The 15,223-nt window shown below is 73.7% G+C and carries 19 protein-coding genes and 6 tRNA genes; 16 read left to right on the top strand and 9 right to left on the bottom strand.

Annotated elements, in window-relative coordinates:
- Positions 1-47: 47 nt before the first annotated feature.
- Positions 48-260: a hypothetical protein gene (locus tag CUT83_RS19590; protein WP_101257163.1), complete on the top strand. Its 213-nt coding sequence runs from the start codon at positions 48-50 to the stop codon at positions 258-260.
- Positions 261-280: 20 nt separating this feature from the next.
- Here the strand turns inward: CUT83_RS19590 and CUT83_RS19585 are convergent, their stop codons facing one another.
- On the bottom strand, positions 281-1,672 hold the full coding sequence (locus tag CUT83_RS19585) for a serine/threonine-protein kinase (RefSeq protein ID WP_101257162.1): 1,392 nt from the start codon (positions 1,670-1,672) through the stop codon (positions 281-283).
- 246 nt (positions 1,673-1,918) lie between these two features.
- Here CUT83_RS19585 and CUT83_RS19580 point away from each other — a divergent pair, with 246 nt between their 5' ends.
- The 4 genes from CUT83_RS19580 (at position 1,919) to CUT83_RS19565 (ending at position 4,248) form a co-directional block, all read left to right on the top strand.
- On the top strand, positions 1,919-2,161 hold the full coding sequence (locus CUT83_RS19580) for a DUF8836 family protein (RefSeq protein ID WP_093850830.1): 243 nt from the start codon (positions 1,919-1,921) through the stop codon (positions 2,159-2,161).
- A 256-nt stretch (positions 2,162-2,417) separates the two neighbouring features.
- Positions 2,418-2,627 carry a hypothetical protein gene (locus CUT83_RS19575; RefSeq protein WP_101257161.1) on the top strand — a complete coding sequence of 70 codons (210 nt, stop codon included), beginning with the start codon at positions 2,418-2,420 and terminating at the stop codon, positions 2,625-2,627.
- 188 nt (positions 2,628-2,815) lie between these two features.
- A complete protein-coding gene (locus tag CUT83_RS19570) occupies positions 2,816-3,808 on the top strand; it encodes a phosphotransferase family protein (RefSeq protein WP_240957901.1) in 993 nt (330 codons plus the stop codon).
- Between the two features lie 137 nt (positions 3,809-3,945).
- Complete coding sequence (locus CUT83_RS19565; protein WP_101257160.1) at positions 3,946-4,248, top strand: TFIIB-type zinc ribbon-containing protein; 303 nt, start codon at positions 3,946-3,948, stop codon at positions 4,246-4,248.
- A 72-nt stretch (positions 4,249-4,320) separates the two neighbouring features.
- Here the strand turns inward: CUT83_RS19565 and CUT83_RS19560 are convergent.
- The 5 genes from CUT83_RS19560 to CUT83_RS19540 all read right to left on the bottom strand — a co-directional run bounded on the left by CUT83_RS19560 (position 4,321) and on the right by CUT83_RS19540 (position 4,753).
- A tRNA-Val gene (locus CUT83_RS19560) sits at positions 4,321-4,392 on the bottom strand.
- An 18-nt stretch (positions 4,393-4,410) separates the two neighbouring features.
- A tRNA-Val gene (locus CUT83_RS19555) sits at positions 4,411-4,482 on the bottom strand.
- Positions 4,483-4,509: 27 nt separating this feature from the next.
- Positions 4,510-4,581 (bottom strand) — tRNA-Val (locus CUT83_RS19550).
- Between the two features lies 1 nt (position 4,582).
- Positions 4,583-4,653: transfer RNA gene (locus tag CUT83_RS19545), tRNA-Cys, on the bottom strand.
- 27 nt (positions 4,654-4,680) lie between these two features.
- A tRNA-Gly gene (locus CUT83_RS19540) sits at positions 4,681-4,753 on the bottom strand.
- 135 nt (positions 4,754-4,888) lie between these two features.
- Here CUT83_RS19540 and CUT83_RS19535 point away from each other — a divergent pair.
- The 3 genes from CUT83_RS19535 to CUT83_RS19525 all read left to right on the top strand — a co-directional run bounded on the left by CUT83_RS19535 (position 4,889) and on the right by CUT83_RS19525 (position 7,747).
- Positions 4,889-6,004: a chorismate-binding protein gene (locus CUT83_RS19535; protein ID WP_101257159.1), complete on the top strand. Its 1,116-nt coding sequence runs from the start codon at positions 4,889-4,891 to the stop codon at positions 6,002-6,004.
- Positions 6,001-6,825: an aminotransferase class IV gene (locus tag CUT83_RS19530; RefSeq protein WP_101257158.1), complete on the top strand. Its 825-nt coding sequence runs from the start codon at positions 6,001-6,003 to the stop codon at positions 6,823-6,825. Before CUT83_RS19535 ends, CUT83_RS19530 begins: the two co-directional genes overlap by 4 nt.
- A 91-nt stretch (positions 6,826-6,916) precedes the next feature.
- Positions 6,917-7,747 carry a GNAT family N-acetyltransferase gene (locus CUT83_RS19525; RefSeq protein WP_101257157.1) on the top strand — a complete coding sequence of 277 codons (831 nt, stop codon included), beginning with the start codon at positions 6,917-6,919 and terminating at the stop codon, positions 7,745-7,747.
- A 26-nt stretch (positions 7,748-7,773) separates the two neighbouring features.
- On the opposite strand, the gene CUT83_RS19520 is transcribed toward CUT83_RS19525, so the two are convergent.
- Entirely contained in the window at positions 7,774-8,277 is a 504-nt protein-coding gene (locus CUT83_RS19520) for a DsbA family protein (RefSeq protein ID WP_101257156.1), read from the bottom strand.
- 142 nt (positions 8,278-8,419) lie between these two features.
- On the opposite strand from CUT83_RS19520, the gene CUT83_RS19515 reads away from it, so the two are divergent.
- A complete protein-coding gene (locus tag CUT83_RS19515) occupies positions 8,420-8,899 on the top strand; it encodes a hypothetical protein (RefSeq protein WP_101257155.1) in 480 nt (159 codons plus the stop codon).
- Between the two features lie 38 nt (positions 8,900-8,937).
- Positions 8,938-9,183: a hypothetical protein gene (locus CUT83_RS19510; protein ID WP_101257154.1), complete on the top strand. Its 246-nt coding sequence runs from the start codon at positions 8,938-8,940 to the stop codon at positions 9,181-9,183.
- 19 nt (positions 9,184-9,202) lie between these two features.
- On the opposite strand, the gene CUT83_RS19505 is transcribed toward CUT83_RS19510, so the two are convergent.
- Together CUT83_RS19505 and CUT83_RS19500 are read right to left on the bottom strand one after the other, a co-directional pair.
- Positions 9,203-9,763 carry a CGNR zinc finger domain-containing protein gene (locus CUT83_RS19505; RefSeq protein ID WP_101257153.1) on the bottom strand — a complete coding sequence of 187 codons (561 nt, stop codon included), beginning with the start codon at positions 9,761-9,763 and terminating at the stop codon, positions 9,203-9,205.
- A 193-nt stretch (positions 9,764-9,956) separates the two neighbouring features.
- The gene (locus CUT83_RS19500; protein ID WP_003959770.1) at positions 9,957-10,370 is read right to left on the bottom strand and encodes an SsgA family sporulation/cell division regulator; all 414 of its coding nucleotides are present in this window, start codon (positions 10,368-10,370) and stop codon (positions 9,957-9,959) included.
- Positions 10,371-10,491: 121 nt separating this feature from the next.
- Between CUT83_RS19500 and CUT83_RS19495 the strand changes: the two genes are divergently transcribed.
- The 6 genes from CUT83_RS19495 to CUT83_RS19470 all read left to right on the top strand — a co-directional run bounded on the left by CUT83_RS19495 (position 10,492) and on the right by CUT83_RS19470 (position 15,193).
- Positions 10,492-10,956 carry a TIGR02611 family protein gene (locus CUT83_RS19495; protein ID WP_101257152.1) on the top strand — a complete coding sequence of 155 codons (465 nt, stop codon included), beginning with the start codon at positions 10,492-10,494 and terminating at the stop codon, positions 10,954-10,956.
- A 76-nt stretch (positions 10,957-11,032) separates the two neighbouring features.
- Positions 11,033-11,104: transfer RNA gene (locus CUT83_RS19490), tRNA-Val, on the top strand.
- A 210-nt stretch (positions 11,105-11,314) separates the two neighbouring features.
- Positions 11,315-12,586, top strand: coding sequence for an ABC transporter substrate-binding protein (locus CUT83_RS19485; RefSeq protein ID WP_101257151.1), 1,272 nt, complete (start codon positions 11,315-11,317; stop codon positions 12,584-12,586).
- A 20-nt stretch (positions 12,587-12,606) separates the two neighbouring features.
- Positions 12,607-13,614, top strand: coding sequence for a carbohydrate ABC transporter permease (locus tag CUT83_RS19480; protein ID WP_101257150.1), 1,008 nt, complete (start codon positions 12,607-12,609; stop codon positions 13,612-13,614).
- Positions 13,611-14,528 (top strand): carbohydrate ABC transporter permease, encoded by a 918-nt coding sequence (locus CUT83_RS19475; protein WP_101257149.1) that lies wholly within the window; start codon positions 13,611-13,613, stop codon positions 14,526-14,528. The genes CUT83_RS19480 and CUT83_RS19475 overlap by 4 nt, the downstream gene beginning before the upstream one ends.
- Complete coding sequence (locus CUT83_RS19470) at positions 14,525-15,193, top strand: hypothetical protein (protein ID WP_241524811.1); 669 nt, start codon at positions 14,525-14,527, stop codon at positions 15,191-15,193. The genes CUT83_RS19475 and CUT83_RS19470 overlap by 4 nt, the downstream gene beginning before the upstream one ends.
- Positions 15,194-15,223: the final 30 nt, after the last annotated feature.

The following is a 15,223-nucleotide window of genomic DNA, read 5'->3' as shown; positions in this document are numbered from 1 at the left end:
GTCCGTGCTCGCCCCGGCCGTCCTCCCGAAGGGAAGGAAGACGACCGATGAGCACCCAGCCCGTCTCCCACCCCCCGGTGGTCAGAGCCCTGTGGGTCCTGGTCGCCGTCCTGTTCTCCGCCCTCGTCGCCCTGGTCGCGGGCATCCTCTCCGGCGCCGCGGGCAGTGCCCTCCCCGAAGCCGCGCTGCACGCGGGCGGCGCCTTCGCGGCGACCCTCCCGCTGTGCCTGACCGTCCTGTCCGCACTCGGCGCGCTGTAGGCACCGGAAGTGAGCAGGCGTCAGCGAGCCGGGCGCGCCACCGGACCGGCGGAGCCCGGCCCCCCGGCCCCGGTCGCGCCGGCAGCCGTGTCCGCGTCCCCGGCGCCGACAGCCGGACCCGCGGGACGTCCCAGCCCCCGCGCCGGCCCCTGACAGCCCTGTGCCGCCGCGATGCCGAGCGCCACCAGCAGCGTCACCGTCACGAACACGACCAGGCGCTGGCGCAGCAGACGGGGGTTCGCCGGCCGCCGAGGTCCCGGCCGGGCGCCGCCCGCGGTGCGCACCGGACGCCGTGCCGACGCCCCTCCAGACGCCCCTCCAGACGCCCCTCCCGCCGTGCCGCCCGTCCGCCCGCCGGCGGACGGCCGGACGGTGTTCCGGACCGGTGTGCGAGGTGCCGGGGCCCGGGACGTGCCCGTCCCGTCCCGGTCGGCGGGGTCCGCGCGACCGGAGGCCCCCCGGGAGCCGCGGCCGCCCGAGGGGCGGTCGCCGTCGCGCGAGGTGCGCTGCCGCAGGTACTGCTCGGCCCGCTTCCCGGTCGGCCGTGCCGGGCGTACGGCCGCCCCCGTGGCCGCGCCCTCCGGCAGCCCGCGCGCCTCCCGGGCGGCGATCTCCCGCAACCGCAGCGACAGCTGCAGCGTGCTGGGCCGGTCCTCCGGATCCTTCGCCAGGCACGCCCGCACCAGCGGCGCCAACGCCGCGTGCACACCGTGCAGCTGGGGCTCCTCGTGCACCACCCGGTACAGCATCACCTCCGAACTGCCCTGCCCGAAAGGCGAGTCCGCGGTCGCCGCGTACGCCAGCGTCGCGCCCAGCGAGAACACGTCCGTCGCCGGGGTCACCGCCGCGCCCCGCACCTGCTCGGGCGCCAGGAAGCCCGGGGAGCCCACCGCCGTGCCGACGTGCGTGAGGGTGCTGGCGCCGGTCGCCCAGGCGATGCCGAAGTCGATGATGCGCGGGCCCTTGGGCGACAGCAGGATGTTCGACGGCTTCAGGTCCCGGTGCACCACACCGGCCTCGTGCACCGCCACCAGCCCCTCGGCCAGCGCCGCGCCGATCGAGGCGACCTGCGCGGCGGGCAGCGGGCCCTCCTCGTTCACCTTGTCGTGCAGCGACGGGCCCGGTACGTACTGGGTGGCGAACCACGGGCGGTCCGCCTCCAGATCCGCCGCCACCAGCCGGGCCGTGCACCCGCCGCGGATCCGGCGGGCGGCCGACACCTCGCGCGCGAAGCGCGAGCGGAACTCGGGATCCTCCGCGAGATCCGGCCGGATCACCTTCAGCGCCACCCGCTGCCCGCGCCGGTCGGAGCCGAGGTACACCACGCCCATGCCGCCCGCGCCCAGCCGCCGGTGGAGCCTGAACGAGCCGACGACTCGCGGGTCCTCGCGCCGGAGCCGCATCATCGCCATGTCCTTCCCCTACCTCCGGCCGGGAGCCCGTCCCGCCCCGGTGGGGCGGCCCCGCACTGCCCGGTCCCTCTGACGTGCCACAGCTTACGGACTGCGGCCCCCTCCCGCCGACAGGCCGCGCATGCGGAACACCCCGGTTGTCAGTGCCCGGTGGGAGACTGGAGGAGTGGGCGCGCGGCAGTCAGGGGCGGGAGAAACCCTGCTCAGGGGGCGTCCGACAGGCCTTCCCGGAAGGGGGATCGCACGATGAAGGGCGACTGGGTGGAGATCGTGGTGGACGCCGGAGACACCACCCGTACCTATGAGATGGCGGCCACGCGTGCGGGCCGGCGGGTGGAGACGCAGGTGCGCAGGGGAGTGGTGGAGGTGAGCGAGATCACCCGCAGCGGCACGGTGGTGCGCACCGCGCGCTTCATGGCCAACCGGGTGCTGGCCCTGGTCGAGCACCCGGTGCCGCGGGAGGACGCCGCGCAGGAGCCGGCGCGCTGACCGGCGGCGCGGGCCCGCGCCCCTCCCCTCCGGCAAGCCCTTCCCCTCCGGGAAGTCCCGGGCCCCGGAGGGCGCCTCTCCACCCTGGGGAGTACCCGGGGTGGAGAGGAGTCATCCTGCGGGAGGCCCTGGTTCGGTACGCGGGCATGACGCCGAGGGCGCCCCTCACTTCTAGTGTTGTTCTCAAGCGGCGGGTGCAGCACTCGTCCCCCGAGGCCAGACGCCCGCCGCCCCGTACCACGACAGGAGCGGAACCATGGCGCACACAGCACAGCGCCCGGCGTCCCGGACGCAGGGGCGCCTGGCGGACCTCGCCGCTCCCGGCACCCGGCCGGGCGGTCGCCGCCACCCGCTGGTGGCCGCCGTCATGGTCCTTCCGCTGGCCGTCCTGCTGGCCGTCGTCTTCGGCGGGGCGGAAGCGGTGATCACACAGGCGTCGTCCGTGGCCGGACTGCTGGGGCTCTGACACAGGGCCCGGGCTCGGGAGAGCGGCCCGAGCCGGGAGATCCGGTCACCCAACCCCGTGGGGACGGGGGTACGGCGGACGGCGTGAGGCCCGGGCAGTTGGGGAACTGCCCGGGCATCGCGCCGCCTTGGGCCGTACGATCCGCCGCACGGCCCGCGTCCGCGGGCCCGGGAGGGGCCGAGGACACCGTGGCGCACGCACCGCTCATCGCACATCTCGCCCACCGGGCGGCCTCCGCCCGGCTCGCGGCCGCCGACGGCGCCGGCCGGCCCGTGGTGCTGGCCGAGCGGGCCGACGCCACCGTCGTACGCGGCGGGAGTGTCGTGGCCAAGGCGCACGCCCCCGGCGACGACCCCGGGCGGCTCGCGCTCCGGCTGGACATCGCCGCCCATCCGCTGCTGAGTCACGTCCTGCTCGCGCCGCTGCCCGCCGCCGAAGGCCCGTGGACCGGGCCCCCGGAGACGGGGACGGGGCCGGGGAGGCGGCTTCTGGACACCCTGCCCGACGGCCGCCCGGTGAGCCTGTGGCCCTACGGCACCCCCGTGGACCCCGGCGCACCCGAGGCCGCCCCCTGGGAGGCGGTCGGGGCGCTGCTCGCCCGCCTGCACGCCGTACCGCCCGCCGCGCTGCCCGGACCGCTCCCGCCGATGCGCGGCCCCGCCAAGGCCGCCCGTGCCCTGGAGTCCCTGCGCCGCACGGCCCGCCGCACCGCCGCGGTACGGGCCGTCGAGGCGGCCTGGGCCGGCCTGCCCGCGTGGACGCGCGACGAGGCGCCGCCGCCGCGCGCGGACTCCCTGTGCCACGGCGACCTCCACCTGGGCCAACTCGTCCGGCACCCGGCGCCCGACGGCCCCTGGCACCTCATCGACGTGGATGACCTGGGCCTGGGCGACCCGGCCTGGGACCTGGCCCGGCCCGCCGCCTGGTTCGCCACCGGACTGCTGGCCTCCGCGGACTTCGGCCGCTTCCTGGGCGCCTACCGGGCCGCGGGCGGCCCCGCGCTCCCCGGCGGCGCGGACGGCCGTCCCTTCGACCCCTGGCCCCGGCTGGACACGCCCGCGCGGGCGCTGACCGTCCAACTGGCGGCCCGCGCACTGGTCAGGGCCGAGGCCGAGGGCCGCGCACCGGACGAGACCGACCGTGCCCTGGTCGACGCCTGTTCCCGCATCGCGGGGTCCTGAAGGAGCCCACGAGCCCTACGCTGGTCGCGCCCGGACGGCCCGCCCCACCGATCCGACCGGTACGCGGACGCATCCGGAACGCCCCGCGGCGCGTCTGTACAACCACACAGTCCCTACCGCCACGGAGGCGAGACACGATGCAGTGCCCCAAGTGCCGAGCGCACATGCAGACCTACAACCGCAGCGGAGTCCAGATCGAGCAGTGCGGCGGCTGCCGGGGGGTCTTCCTCGACTACGGGGAGCTGGAGGCGCTCACCCGCCTCGAGTCGCAGTGGTCGCAGCCGGCGCCGCCCCCGCCGGGCCCGGCCGCCCAGTCCTACCCGGCTCCTCCCGCCCAGTCCTACCCGGCTCCTCCTCCCGCCTGGGGCGCCCAGCACCACGGCCACCACGGTCATCACGGCCGCCACAAGAGCTTCAGCCGGATGCTGTTCTCCTCCTGACCGCGCTCCGGCCCCAGGGGGATCCGGAACATGACGAAGGGCCGGAGCAACAGGCTCCGGCCCTTCGGGGTGTGGACGATACTGGGATTGAACCAGTGACCTCTTCCGTGTCAGGGAAGCGCTCTCCCGCTGAGCTAATCGTCCGCAGTGCGGTGTGCCGCGTGCGCGATACTGGGATTGAACCAGTGACCTCTTCCGTGTCAGGGAAGCGCTCTCCCGCTGAGCTAATCGCGCGGGACAAGGACCCCGAGGGGCCCTCAGTGGACGATACTGGGATTGAACCAGTGACCTCTTCCGTGTCAGGGAAGCGCTCTCCCGCTGAGCTAATCGTCCGAGGTGGAGACGGGATTTGAACCCGTGTAGACGGCTTTGCAGGCCGTTGCCTCGCCTCTCGGCCACTCCACCAGCGCGGGGGCCGCAAGGCCCCCATCGAGCGGACGACGAGACTCGAACTCGCGACATCCACCTTGGCAAGGTGGTGCTCTACCAACTGAGCTACGTCCGCAGTGCCTCTCCCGGGGCGCTGCTCGGGAGCTGCCGCCACCTCCCGCTGCCGCGCTCGGTGACGACATGAACTCTAGCGGATTCCCGGGCCAGCTCAAATTCCGTTTCCCCAGCGTGCCCGCCATAGACTCGCCGCGTGCACGATCCGGCCCCTGTAGCCCGCTTCGGCGGCCTTGTCGCGACCGACCTGCGCGACGTCACCAGCGACCCCACCGCCCTGGACTCCACGGGCTGGTGGGCGGTGGTCGCCTCCTTCGAGGGGCACCTGGTCTGCGCCCGCTTCGGTGATGTGCGGCCCGCCCCCGTGCCCCGCCCCCGGCCGGGACGCTGGCGCGGACCGGGCGCCGGCGCCTGGACGTCGTCCCTGGACCGCGCCGCCTACACCGCGGGCGTGCGGCGCATACGCGAGCACATAGCGGCCGGCGAGGTCTACCAGGCCAACCTCTGCCGTGTGCTCACCGCGCCGCTGCCGGACCCGGCCGCCGCCGACCCCGACGAACTGACCGCGCTCCTGGCGCGCGGCAACCCGGCTCCCCACGCCGGCACCGTCCGCCTCCCCGCCCACGGGGTCGAGATCGCCACGGCCTCGCCCGAGCTGTACCTCGCCCGCCGCGGACGCACCGTGGAGTCCCGCCCCATCAAGGGCACCGGACGCACGGCCGCCGACCTGCTGGACAAGGACCACGCCGAGAACGTGATGATCGTGGACCTGGTCCGCAACGACCTCGGCCGCGTCAGCGCCACCGGATCGGTCACCGTCCCCGCCCTGTGCGCCGTCGAGCCGCACCCCGGACTCGTCCACCTGGTCTCCACCGTCCGCGGCGAACTGGCGCCCGGGGCCGGCTGGGCCGAACTGCTGGAGCACACCTTCCCGCCCGGATCGGTCACCGGCGCCCCCAAGTCCAGCGCCCTGCGCGTCATCCGCTCCCTGGAGACCGCCGCGCGGGGCCCGTACTGCGGCGGCATCGGCTGGGTGGACGCCGACCGCGGCACCGGTGAACTGGCGGTGGGCATCCGCACCTTCTGGATCGACCGCGCCGCGCCCGGCGGCCCGGCGCTGTGCTTCGGCACCGGCGCCGGGATCACCTGGGGATCGGACCCGGAGCGGGAGTGGGAGGAGACCGAGCTCAAGGCGGAGCGGCTGCTCACGGTAGCGTCGGGGGAGTACGCGAGGACGTCTCCTGCGAGCGGCGCGATCCGGACCACCGGCGCGGCGGGCACGACAGGCGGGACCGGAGGAGCTGGGGCATGACGCTGATCTGGGTGGACGGAGAACTGCGGGACGCCGACGCCGCGCGGGTGTCCGTGCTCGACCACGGACTGACCGTCGGCGACGGGGTCTTCGAGACGGTCAAGGCCGTCGGCGGACGCACCTTCGCCCTCACCCGCCACCTGGAGCGGCTGGCCGCCTCCGCCCGCGGCCTGGGCCTGCCCGAGCCGGACCGGGACGAGGTGCGCCGCGCCTGCGCCGCCGTGGTGGAGGCCAACCCCGTGCCGCTGGGCAGGCTGCGGATCACCTACACCGGCGGGCTCTCCCCCCTCGGCTCCGACCGCGGCGACGCCGGCCCCACCCTGGTCGTCGCCCTCGGAGAGGCCAAGCCCCGTCCCGACACCACCGCCGCCGTCACCGTCCCCTGGGTCCGCAACGAGCGCGGCGCGCTGGCCGGCCTGAAGACCACCTCGTACGCCGAGAACGTCGTCGCGCTGGCCCACGCCCGCCGGCAGGGCGCCTCGGAGGCCCTGTTCGGCAACACCGTCGGGCAGCTGTGCGAGGGCACCGGCTCCAACGTCTTCGTCGTCCTCGACGGCGAGACGCACACCCCGCCGCTCGCCTCCGGCTGTCTCGCCGGGATCACCCGCGCACTGGTGGCCGAGTGGACGGGGGCGCGGGAGACCGACCTGCCGATGGACGTCCTGGAGCGGGCCGAGGAGGTCTTCCTCACCTCCACCCTGCGCGACGTCCAGGCCGTCCACCGGATCGACGGACGCGAACTGCCCTCCGCGCCCGGGCCGGTCACGGCCAAGGCGATGCGGATCTTCGCCGAGCGATCGGCGGCCGACATCGACCCGTGAGCCGGCGGACGCACCCCCGGTACCTCCGGATCCCCCGGTCCTCCCCGAACCCGGGTGACAGCGGGGCGCCGCGGTGGGTAGAACCCAGGCGATGACCACCACCCTGCGCCCCACCGGACCCGAGCGGCGCGCCGCGGACGGCGCCCGCTCCCGCTCGTACGACATCTGCGTCAACGGCCGCCCCGTCGGCCGTCTGCGGCTGGCCACGGACGAACGCTTCGGCCCGTCGGCCGGCCGCGTCGAGGAGCTCGCCGTCCACGGACCCGACCGCCGCCGGGGCCGGGCCACCGTCGCCGCGCTCGCGGCCGAGGAGGTGCTGCGCGGCTGGGGCTGCCGCCGGATCGAGGCGAGCGTCCCGGCGGACGCCGGCCACGCCCTGCGGCTGGCCGCGGCCCTGGGCTACACCGAGCGCAGCCGGAGCATGGCCAAGGAACTGTCCGGGGCGCCCGTGTTGCCCGGTGGCAGCACGGTGCGCCCCCTGGAGGCGGACGAGTACCCGGCGTGGCTGGAGAGCCGCCGGGAGGCCTACGTCCGCCTCTGGACCGGCTGGGGCATGGACCCCGGGCGGGCCCGCCTCAGGGCCGGGGCGGACCACGCCGAGCTGCTGCCCGGCGGACCGGACACCACCGGCACCGCCCTGCGGGTCCTCGTCCACGGGGGAGCGGACGTCGGCACGCTCTGGCTGGCGACGGCCCGTGCGCGCGGATCCGGCGCCTGGGTCTTCGACGTCGAGGTGGCCCCGGCACACCGCGGCCGGGGCCACGGCCGGACGCTGATGCTCGCCGCCGAGCGCGAGTGCCTGGCGGCCGGGGTGCGCACGCTGGGGCTGAACGTCTTCACGGACAACACCGCGGCCCTGCGGCTGTACCAGTCGCTCGGCCACCGGCCGACCGCCCACCATCTGCACAAGCCGCTGCTCTAGCCGTACCGCCCGGTTCCCTCTCCGGCTCAGGCCAGCAGCCGGTCGGCGATCTCCTCGATCCGCTCGCGCAGGCCCTCCTGGCTCTTCCCGCCGTCCAGCCGCTCACCGCCGATCACATAGGTCGGGGTGCCGGTGACCCCGATCGCCCGGCCCTCGGCCTGGTCGGCGTCGACGACCAGCAGATGCCGCCCGTCGATCAGGGCGGTGTCCATCTCCTCGGCGTCCAGGCCCAGCTCCCGGGCCACCTCCAGCAGCAGCTCCTCGCCACGCTTTCCCAACTCCCCGGCACGGGCCAGGACCGCCCCGGCGTACTCGTCGCCGCGGCCCTGCGCGTACGCCTCCTCGGCGGCCTGGGCGGCGGCGTAGGAGTGACGGTGCTTGTCCAGGGGGAAGTGGCGCAGCCGGATCTCCAGGGCGTCGCCGTACCGCTCGCGCAGCGCGCGCAGGTCGGCCATGGCCCGGTCGCAGTCCGGGCACTGCAGCTCGCACCAGACGTCCAGGACGGGGCGGGCGGGGCGGGTGTCGTTCATGCGGACAAGTCTCCCAGCCCGGCTCCGGGAGGAGAGCGGGAGGTGCGCGAGGGGGCCCAAAGGAGGAGAGGGCCCGGGAATCCCCCCGATATCGCGGGGCGGAACGTGGCACATCCGGGGTGAGGAGCGGCACGATGGATACATGCTGACCACGACCGTCTGCGCGGCGCTCTCCGCGGCGGGACTGGCCGTCGCCTTCCTGACGGCCTACCGCCGCCGCTTCGCCGCGGCCACCCGCATAGCGGCCCTGTCCCTGGTGCCCGTCGGGCTGGCGATGTCCGGCCTGCTGGGAATGTTCGGCGAGATCGGAGGGGCGGTGGCGGCCTGGGCCTCGGACCTGGTGTTCAAGCCCACGGTCTGGGCCGGCTTCGGGGTGCTCGCCGCGGCCTTCGTCCTCTATGTGGTGGGCCGCGCCGCCGGGAGGCGTACGCGTGCCCGCGAGGGCGGTACCGGGTCCGGGCGCGGCGCGCGCCGCGCGGCGGAGTCCGGCGCCTCCCGGCCGGCCCTCAAAGGCGAGGGCGCCGGGGGAGGCGGGGGCCGTGAGGAGCGGCCCGCGGCGGGGGCGACCGACGCGGACGACTTCTCGGACATCGAAGCGATTCTGAAGAAACACGGCATCTGAATCCGGTGAACCGTGCCCGCGCGATGGTGTGTTGAACCGTGCGGCGCTCCGGTCTGCGCCATCATCGCGGCGAGATGCGCGACACCACCGAAACACCCGAGGACCGTGCTCCCGGCTCCCCGCGCGGGACCGGCTCCGGCGTCCGGCCGGGCGGCCTCCCCGCCGAACTGCCCGAGCCCCGCGGCTGCCTGTTCGCCCTGTCCCAGCCGCCGCTGATGCTCTTCCTGACCGTCATCGGCGCGCTGGTCCTCCTGGCGGCGGTGCACGACCTTTTCCTGCTCTGACCGCCGCCTGTGGGGCCGGTCAGTTCCCGGAGGCCTCGCGCTGCCGCGCCCGGTAGGCGGCCACGTGCAGACGGTTGCCGCAGGTGCGGCTGTCGCAGTAGCGGCGCGAGCGGTTGCGGGACAGGTCGACGAAGGCGCGGCGGCAGTCGGGGGCGGCGCAGCGGCGCAGCCGCTCGCGCTCCCCGGCGACGACCAGGAAGGCCAGCGCCATGCCGCCGTCCGCGGCGAGGTGGTCGGCGAGGGAGGCGCCGGGGGCGAAGTAGTGGATGTGCCAGTCGTAGCCGTCGTGGTCGGTGAGCCGGGGCGTGGTGCCGGCGGCGGCCACCAGCGTGTTCACCAGCTCGGCCGCGCGGTGCGCGTCGGAGGCCTCGAAGACCCGCCCGAACTGATCGCGCACGTCCCGTACGGCGGCCAGGTCCGTCTCGTCCAGGGCGCCCACGTCGCTGACGGCGTTGCGTTCGACGAAGGCGCGCAGCGCACCGGTGTCGGTGAGCGTGTCGGGGGTGTGTTCGTCGGGCGCGGTGTTCAGGAGGTCGACAACGGTGTCGAGAGCGCACCGGGTGTCGTGGTTGATCAGCACGGTCGTCGCTCCCTGGCCGGTTTCTCGTCGGCAGCCCTGCGGGCCTTGCTGCGGTGAGACTCTAGCCCCTCCCGGAAACGGCGACGCCGCCGCCACGGTGGGTACGTGGCGGCGGCGTCGCCGTCGCTGGGTGGTGAGGGCCGGGCCCCGAGCCGTCGCCCCGAGTCGGACGGCAGCGGGGTGCCGGCGTCTGTCAGCTCTCCGCGAGGATGTGGGAGAGCTCGGTGTCGAGGTCGAAGTGCCGGTGCTCGGTGCCGGGGGGGACGGCGGCGTCCGTTCGCTTGAGGAAGGATTCCAGGGCCCGCGCGGGGGCCTCCAGCAGCGCCTCGCCCTCCGGCGAGCTGAGAGCGATGCAGACGACGCCCTGACCGTGGCTGCGGGACGGCCAGACACGGACGTCGCCGGTGCCTGTGGGACGGTGCAGGCCTTCGGCGAGGAGGTCGCGGGCGAAGACCCACTCGACGGTCTCCTCGGCGCCGGTGTGGAAGGTGGCGTGCACGGCGTAGGGATCGGCCGTGTCATACCGCAGGCCCGCGGGTACAGGCAGGGAGGACTCGCTCGATACAACGAGGCGCAGGTGCAGCTCGCAGCTGACCGTGGTGTTCATAAGCGCCAGGGCCTTTCGCTCAGTGTGCGCTCGGGGATTCGCACGTCGGCGAAATCGACATGCCACCTACGGGAGGGGTGTAAACCCCTCTGCCCCTTTTGTTTCCCTTCACATCATTCAGATGGAGGAATGGGGATTTGGCCGGTGGTCTGTTCGGGCGAACGGTGTGGAGGCCTCGGGTAATCTGGGGCAGGTGGAAACCGAGAGTAAGGAACGGGCCCTCGGTTCACGGGCGCCGCACTTCATCAAGGCGTCCCGGGCGCTCCATCTGAGCTGGCAGGTGGGGGTCTTCCTGGTCGGGCTCGCCATCGTGTTCGCCGGAGTGCTGATGCTGGCGCTGCCGGGGCCGGGCTGGCTGGTGATCTTCACGGGGCTGGCGGTCTGGGCGACGGAGTTCGTCTGGGCCCAGATCGTCCTGCGGTGGACGCGGCGGAAGGTGTCCGAGGCGGCCAGGCGTGCGCTCGACCCGAAGGTGCGGCGCCGCAACATGACGCTCACGGCGCTCGGTGCGGCCGTCGCCGCGGTCCTGGTGGGTCTGTATCTGGCCCGGTACGGGCTGGCGATGCCGTGGGACGTCGCGGGCTGAGCCGGCGAGGCCCCTCCGGGGTGCGCGAGGGGGTCACGAGCAGTCGCTGACATGCGGTAATGTTGTCGCCGCACCCGGGCGATTAGCTCAGCGGGAGAGCGCTTCGTTCACACCGAAGAGGTCACTGGTTCGATCCCAGTATCGCCCACCGAAGGCCGGGGTCCCGGCAGGCTTGGAGCCTGCCGGGACCCCGGCCTCTTCGTGTCGGCCCGCACACGCTCCGGATGCCCGGCGGTGAATTCCGTCCGAACCGTTGACGCCCCTGCCTCGCGTCCCTAAGTTGGCCCGGCAAGCGCTTGCCTAAAACGTTTCAAACAACCGGGGTGGCGGGACGAACCCGCCCGGGAGGGGCGTTTCGATGAGTTCTCGACGGAGCAGGGTCACGGGTCTGCGGGCCATGGGGGCCGGTCTGGCCGCGCTGGGGCTGCTCGCCTCCGGATGCGGCGGCGGTGACACAGGTGCGGACGGCAAGGTGACCATCCGCTACTCCTGGTGGGGTGCGCAGGACCGGGCCGACCTGATCAACAGGACCATAGACCTGTTCGAGAAGGAGAATCCCGGCATCGAGGTCAAGACCGACTTCCAGGAGTACGGCGACTTCTGGACGAAGTTCAACACCCAGGCCGCGGGCGGCAATCCGCCGGACGTCTTCCAGAACTCCTATGCCTTCCTGCGCAAGTACGGACAGAAGAACCTGCTGCTGGACCTCAACGCCCAGGTGAAGGCGGGCAATCTGAACCTGGACGACTTCCGTCAGGGGCTCGGCAGGGCCGGCGAGATCGACGGGAAGCTGCTGGGCGTGCCGGTGGGGGCCAACACCTTCACCCTCGTCTACGACGTCAAGGCGTTCGAGGAGGCCGGCGTCACCCCCGAGCACGGCTGGACGTGGAAGGACTTCGACGCGGCCGTGGAGAAGATCAGCGAGCCCGGAGAGGAGTTCTGGGGCGCCAGCAGCAACGGCGGCGTGATGTACCTGTACGACCTCTACCTGCGCCAGCAGGGCAAGGCGTTCTTCACCGAGGACGGGCTCGGCTTCACCGAGGCCGACCTGAGGAAGTGGTGGGGCGACCACCGCGCCAAGCTCGACGACGGGCTGCTCGTCCCGGCCAAGCAGGCCGCACAGGTCCTGCCCAAGTCCGAGGTCAGCGCCGGTCTGTCGGCCGCCGAGTTCACCTGGGACAACTTCCTGGCGCGCTACGCCTCCGAGACGGACAGGGAACTCGCCCTGGCGCCGATCCCGACCGTGGACGGCGAGCGCACCGCGCAGTACCTCTCCTCGCTGATGCTCAGCGCCTCCGCCCGGACCGGGCATCCGGAGGAGGTCGCCGAGTTCATCGACTTCATGGTCAACGACCCCGAGGTCGGGAAGATCATGGGCTACAACCGCGGGGTGCTGCCGACCAACGCGCAGTTCGAGGCCTACGAGCCCGAGGGGCCCGACGCCAAGATCGCCGAATACGAGGAGAGCGTCACCGACTACCTGGAACCGATCACGCCCCACCCGGCCGGGACCGACACCGTCGAGGCCGCCTTCCTGAGCATCTACCGCTCGATGGCGCAGGGCTCCGTGTCCGTCGACGAAGCGGTGTCCCAGTTCTTCGACGAGGCCAAGACCGCCCTCGGCTCCTGACCCGGGGAGAACGTCCCGTGATGCGTACCGAAACCCCCGCACCGGCCGGGACGGAGGAGGAGCGGGCGGCGGGGAGCCCCCGCCGCCCCGCTCCCTCCGCCCCCGCCTCCCGGCCCGCCGCCACCGCGCGGCGGCGGGCCCGCCGGGAGACCCTGGCCGGCTACCTGTTCCTCTCCCCGTGGTGCGTCGGCATCCTGCTGCTGACGCTGGGGCCGATGCTCGTCTCCCTCTATCTGGCCTTCACCGACTACAACCTCTTCGACTCGCCCCGCTGGGTGGGCCTGGAGAACTTCTCCGAGATGTTCTCCGACGACCGCTGGTGGACGTCGGTGCGGGTCACGGCCGTGTTCGTGCTGGTCGCCACCCCGCTCAAGCTCGCGGTCGCGCTCGGCGTGGCGATGCTGCTGGTCCGGCCCCGCAAGGGGCAGGGCTTCTACCGCTCGGCGTTCTACGCCCCCTCGCTGATCGGGGCGAGCGTGAGCATCGGCATCGTCTGGCGGGCACTGTTCCAGGACGACGCGGTCGTCGACCGCTCCCTGAGCCTGTTCGGCTGGGACGGCGGCGGCTGGGTCGGCGACCCGGACTGGTCGATACCCACCCTGATCGCCCTGTCGGCCTGGCAGTTCGGCGCGCCGATGGTGATCTTCCTGGCCGGCCTCAAGCAGGTGCCGCGCGAGCTGTACGAGGCGGCGGAGGTGGACGGCGCCGGCGCCTGGCGGCGGTTTCGCTCCATCACCCTGCCGATGATCTCCCCGGTGCTCTTCTTCAACCTGCTGCTGGAGATCATCCACTCCTTCCAGATCTTCACCTCCGCGCTCGTGATCGCCGGACCCGGCGGGCGCGCGGGCGGCCCCGGCGACTCGCTGCTCGTCTACACCTGGTACCTGTACGAGCAGGGCTTCTCCAACCTGCGCATGGGCTACGCCTCCGCGATGGCCTGGATGCTGCTCGCCGGGATCGCCGTGGTGACCGCCGTGCTGTTCTGGTCCCAGCGCCGCTGGGTGCACTACGAGGAGGGGGGCCGATGAGCGCGCCCACCGGCACCGTCCGTCCCGTCCGTCCCGTCCGTCCCGCCCGCCCCTCGCGCAGCGGGGCCAACGCCTCGGCACGCCGCAGGGCGCGGTCGCTCCTGTGGCACCTGGGGGCGCTGGCCCTCCTGGCCGTGGTGCTCTACCCGGTCGTCTGGGTGCTGGGCGGCTCCCTCAAACCGGGCGACGAGATCGTGGGCAGCCTGGAGTTGCTGCCCACCGACCCGATCACCGACAACTACGAGCGGCTCGCCGACGGGATCGCGGGCATCGGCATCGAGACGTTCTTCGTGAACTCGCTGCTGGTCGCGCTGGGTTCGGTGGCCGGTGTGCTGATCTCCTGCTCCCTGGCCGCGTACGCCTTCGCCCGGATCCGCTTCGCGGGCCGCAACGTGCTGTTCGCGCTGATGATCGGCACCCTGCTGCTGCCGGTCCACGTGCTGCTGGTGCCGCAGTACGTGCTGTTCCAGAAGATGGAACTGGTCAACACCTATGTGCCGCTGCTGCTGGGCAAGTTCCTCGCGGTGGACGCCTTCTTCGTCTTCCTGATGGTGCAGTTCATGCGCAACCTCCCCGGGGAACTGGACGAGGCGGCCCGCATCGACGGCTGCGGCCACTGGCGGATCTACTGGACGATCGTGCTGCCGCTGTGCCGCCCGGCGCTGATCACCAGTGCCATCTTCAGCTTCATCTGGGCCTGGAACGACTTCCTCGGGCCGCTGATCTACCTCAACGAGCCCGACAAGTACACCGTCTCGCTCGGTCTGAAGATGTTCATGGACCAGGACAGCCTCGCCGACTACGGCGGCATGATCGCCATGTCGGTCGCGGCCCTGCTGCCGGTGCTGCTGTTCTTTCTCGCCTTCCAGCGCCACCTCGTCGAGGGCGCGGCCACCTCGGGGCTCAAGGGATGAGCGGGACGAGCGCCGCGGCGCGGGCTTTTGCGGACACCGCCACGGACACCGCCACGGGCACCTCTTCGGACACCGCCGCCGGCGCGGACCGGAGGCCCCTCGCCGTCCGGTTCGCGCTCTTCGCCGAGTGTCTGCTGGCCGGGGTGTGGCTGCTGCTCGCCGCGCTCGCGCTGGTGACGGCACTGCCCGCGTTCGCCGCCGCCTGCGGGCATCTGCGGCGCCACCTGGACGCCGAGCGGGCCGGATGGCGGGAGTTCGCCGCCGAGTGGGCGGCCGCCGTACGCACCGGCTGGCGGTTCTCGCTGCTGTGGTGGGCCGCCCTGGCGCTGCTCGCCTTCGATCTGCGGGTGGTCTCCTCCGGGCTGCTGCCCGGTGGCCCCGCGGTGGCCGCGGTCGGCGCCACCGCGGCGGTGGCCGCGGTGGCCGTGGTGGTGGCCGGGCTGCGCACCGCCGCCGCCTGGCGGCCCGGCGACGACTGGGCCCGTACCGGCCGGGCCGCGGCCCGGCGCACCCTGCGCACCGAACCGGGCGGCTCGCTGCTGCTGGCCGGAGGGCTGGCCGTGGTCGCCGTCGCCGCCTGGATGCTGCCGCCCCTGGCCGCCCCGGCGCTCGGTTGCCTGGCCGCCTGCGCGGTCGCCGCCGAGCGGCGGCACGGCCGCACCTGACCGAGTCCCCGGGCCGGTCATCCGTCCGGC

Source organism: Streptomyces barkulensis, assembly GCF_002843305.1.
Lineage (GTDB): Bacteria > Actinomycetota > Actinomycetes > Streptomycetales > Streptomycetaceae > Streptomyces > Streptomyces barkulensis.
This window is presented reverse-complemented; position numbering and strand designations above follow the sequence as displayed.

Excerpts from the sequence above, each read along its gene's own strand:
- CUT83_RS19530 (WP_101257158.1), top strand. The coding sequence starts at position 6,001 with ATGACGCTGATCTGGGTGGACGGAGAACTGCGGGACGCCGACGCCGCG.
- CUT83_RS19500 (WP_003959770.1), bottom strand. The coding sequence starts at position 10,370 with ATGAACACCACGGTCAGCTGCGAGCTGCACCTGCGCCTCGTTGTATCG.
- CUT83_RS19495 (WP_101257152.1), top strand. The coding sequence starts at position 10,492 with ATGGAGGAATGGGGATTTGGCCGGTGGTCTGTTCGGGCGAACGGTGTG.
- CUT83_RS19515 (WP_101257155.1), top strand. The coding sequence starts at position 8,420 with ATGCTGACCACGACCGTCTGCGCGGCGCTCTCCGCGGCGGGACTGGCC.
- CUT83_RS19580 (WP_093850830.1), top strand. The coding sequence starts at position 1,919 with ATGAAGGGCGACTGGGTGGAGATCGTGGTGGACGCCGGAGACACCACC.
- CUT83_RS19575 (WP_101257161.1), top strand. The coding sequence starts at position 2,418 with ATGGCGCACACAGCACAGCGCCCGGCGTCCCGGACGCAGGGGCGCCTG.
- CUT83_RS19485 (WP_101257151.1), top strand. The coding sequence starts at position 11,315 with ATGAGTTCTCGACGGAGCAGGGTCACGGGTCTGCGGGCCATGGGGGCC.
- CUT83_RS19520 (WP_101257156.1), bottom strand. The coding sequence starts at position 8,277 with ATGAACGACACCCGCCCCGCCCGCCCCGTCCTGGACGTCTGGTGCGAG.
- CUT83_RS19475 (WP_101257149.1), top strand. The coding sequence starts at position 13,611 with ATGAGCGCGCCCACCGGCACCGTCCGTCCCGTCCGTCCCGTCCGTCCC.
- CUT83_RS19565 (WP_101257160.1), top strand. The coding sequence starts at position 3,946 with ATGCAGTGCCCCAAGTGCCGAGCGCACATGCAGACCTACAACCGCAGC.
- CUT83_RS19470 (WP_241524811.1), top strand. The coding sequence starts at position 14,525 with ATGAGCGGGACGAGCGCCGCGGCGCGGGCTTTTGCGGACACCGCCACG.
- CUT83_RS19480 (WP_101257150.1), top strand. The coding sequence starts at position 12,607 with ATGCGTACCGAAACCCCCGCACCGGCCGGGACGGAGGAGGAGCGGGCG.
- CUT83_RS19525 (WP_101257157.1), top strand. The coding sequence starts at position 6,917 with ATGACCACCACCCTGCGCCCCACCGGACCCGAGCGGCGCGCCGCGGAC.
- CUT83_RS19585 (WP_101257162.1), bottom strand. The coding sequence starts at position 1,672 with ATGGCGATGATGCGGCTCCGGCGCGAGGACCCGCGAGTCGTCGGCTCG.
- CUT83_RS19590 (WP_101257163.1), top strand. The coding sequence starts at position 48 with ATGAGCACCCAGCCCGTCTCCCACCCCCCGGTGGTCAGAGCCCTGTGG.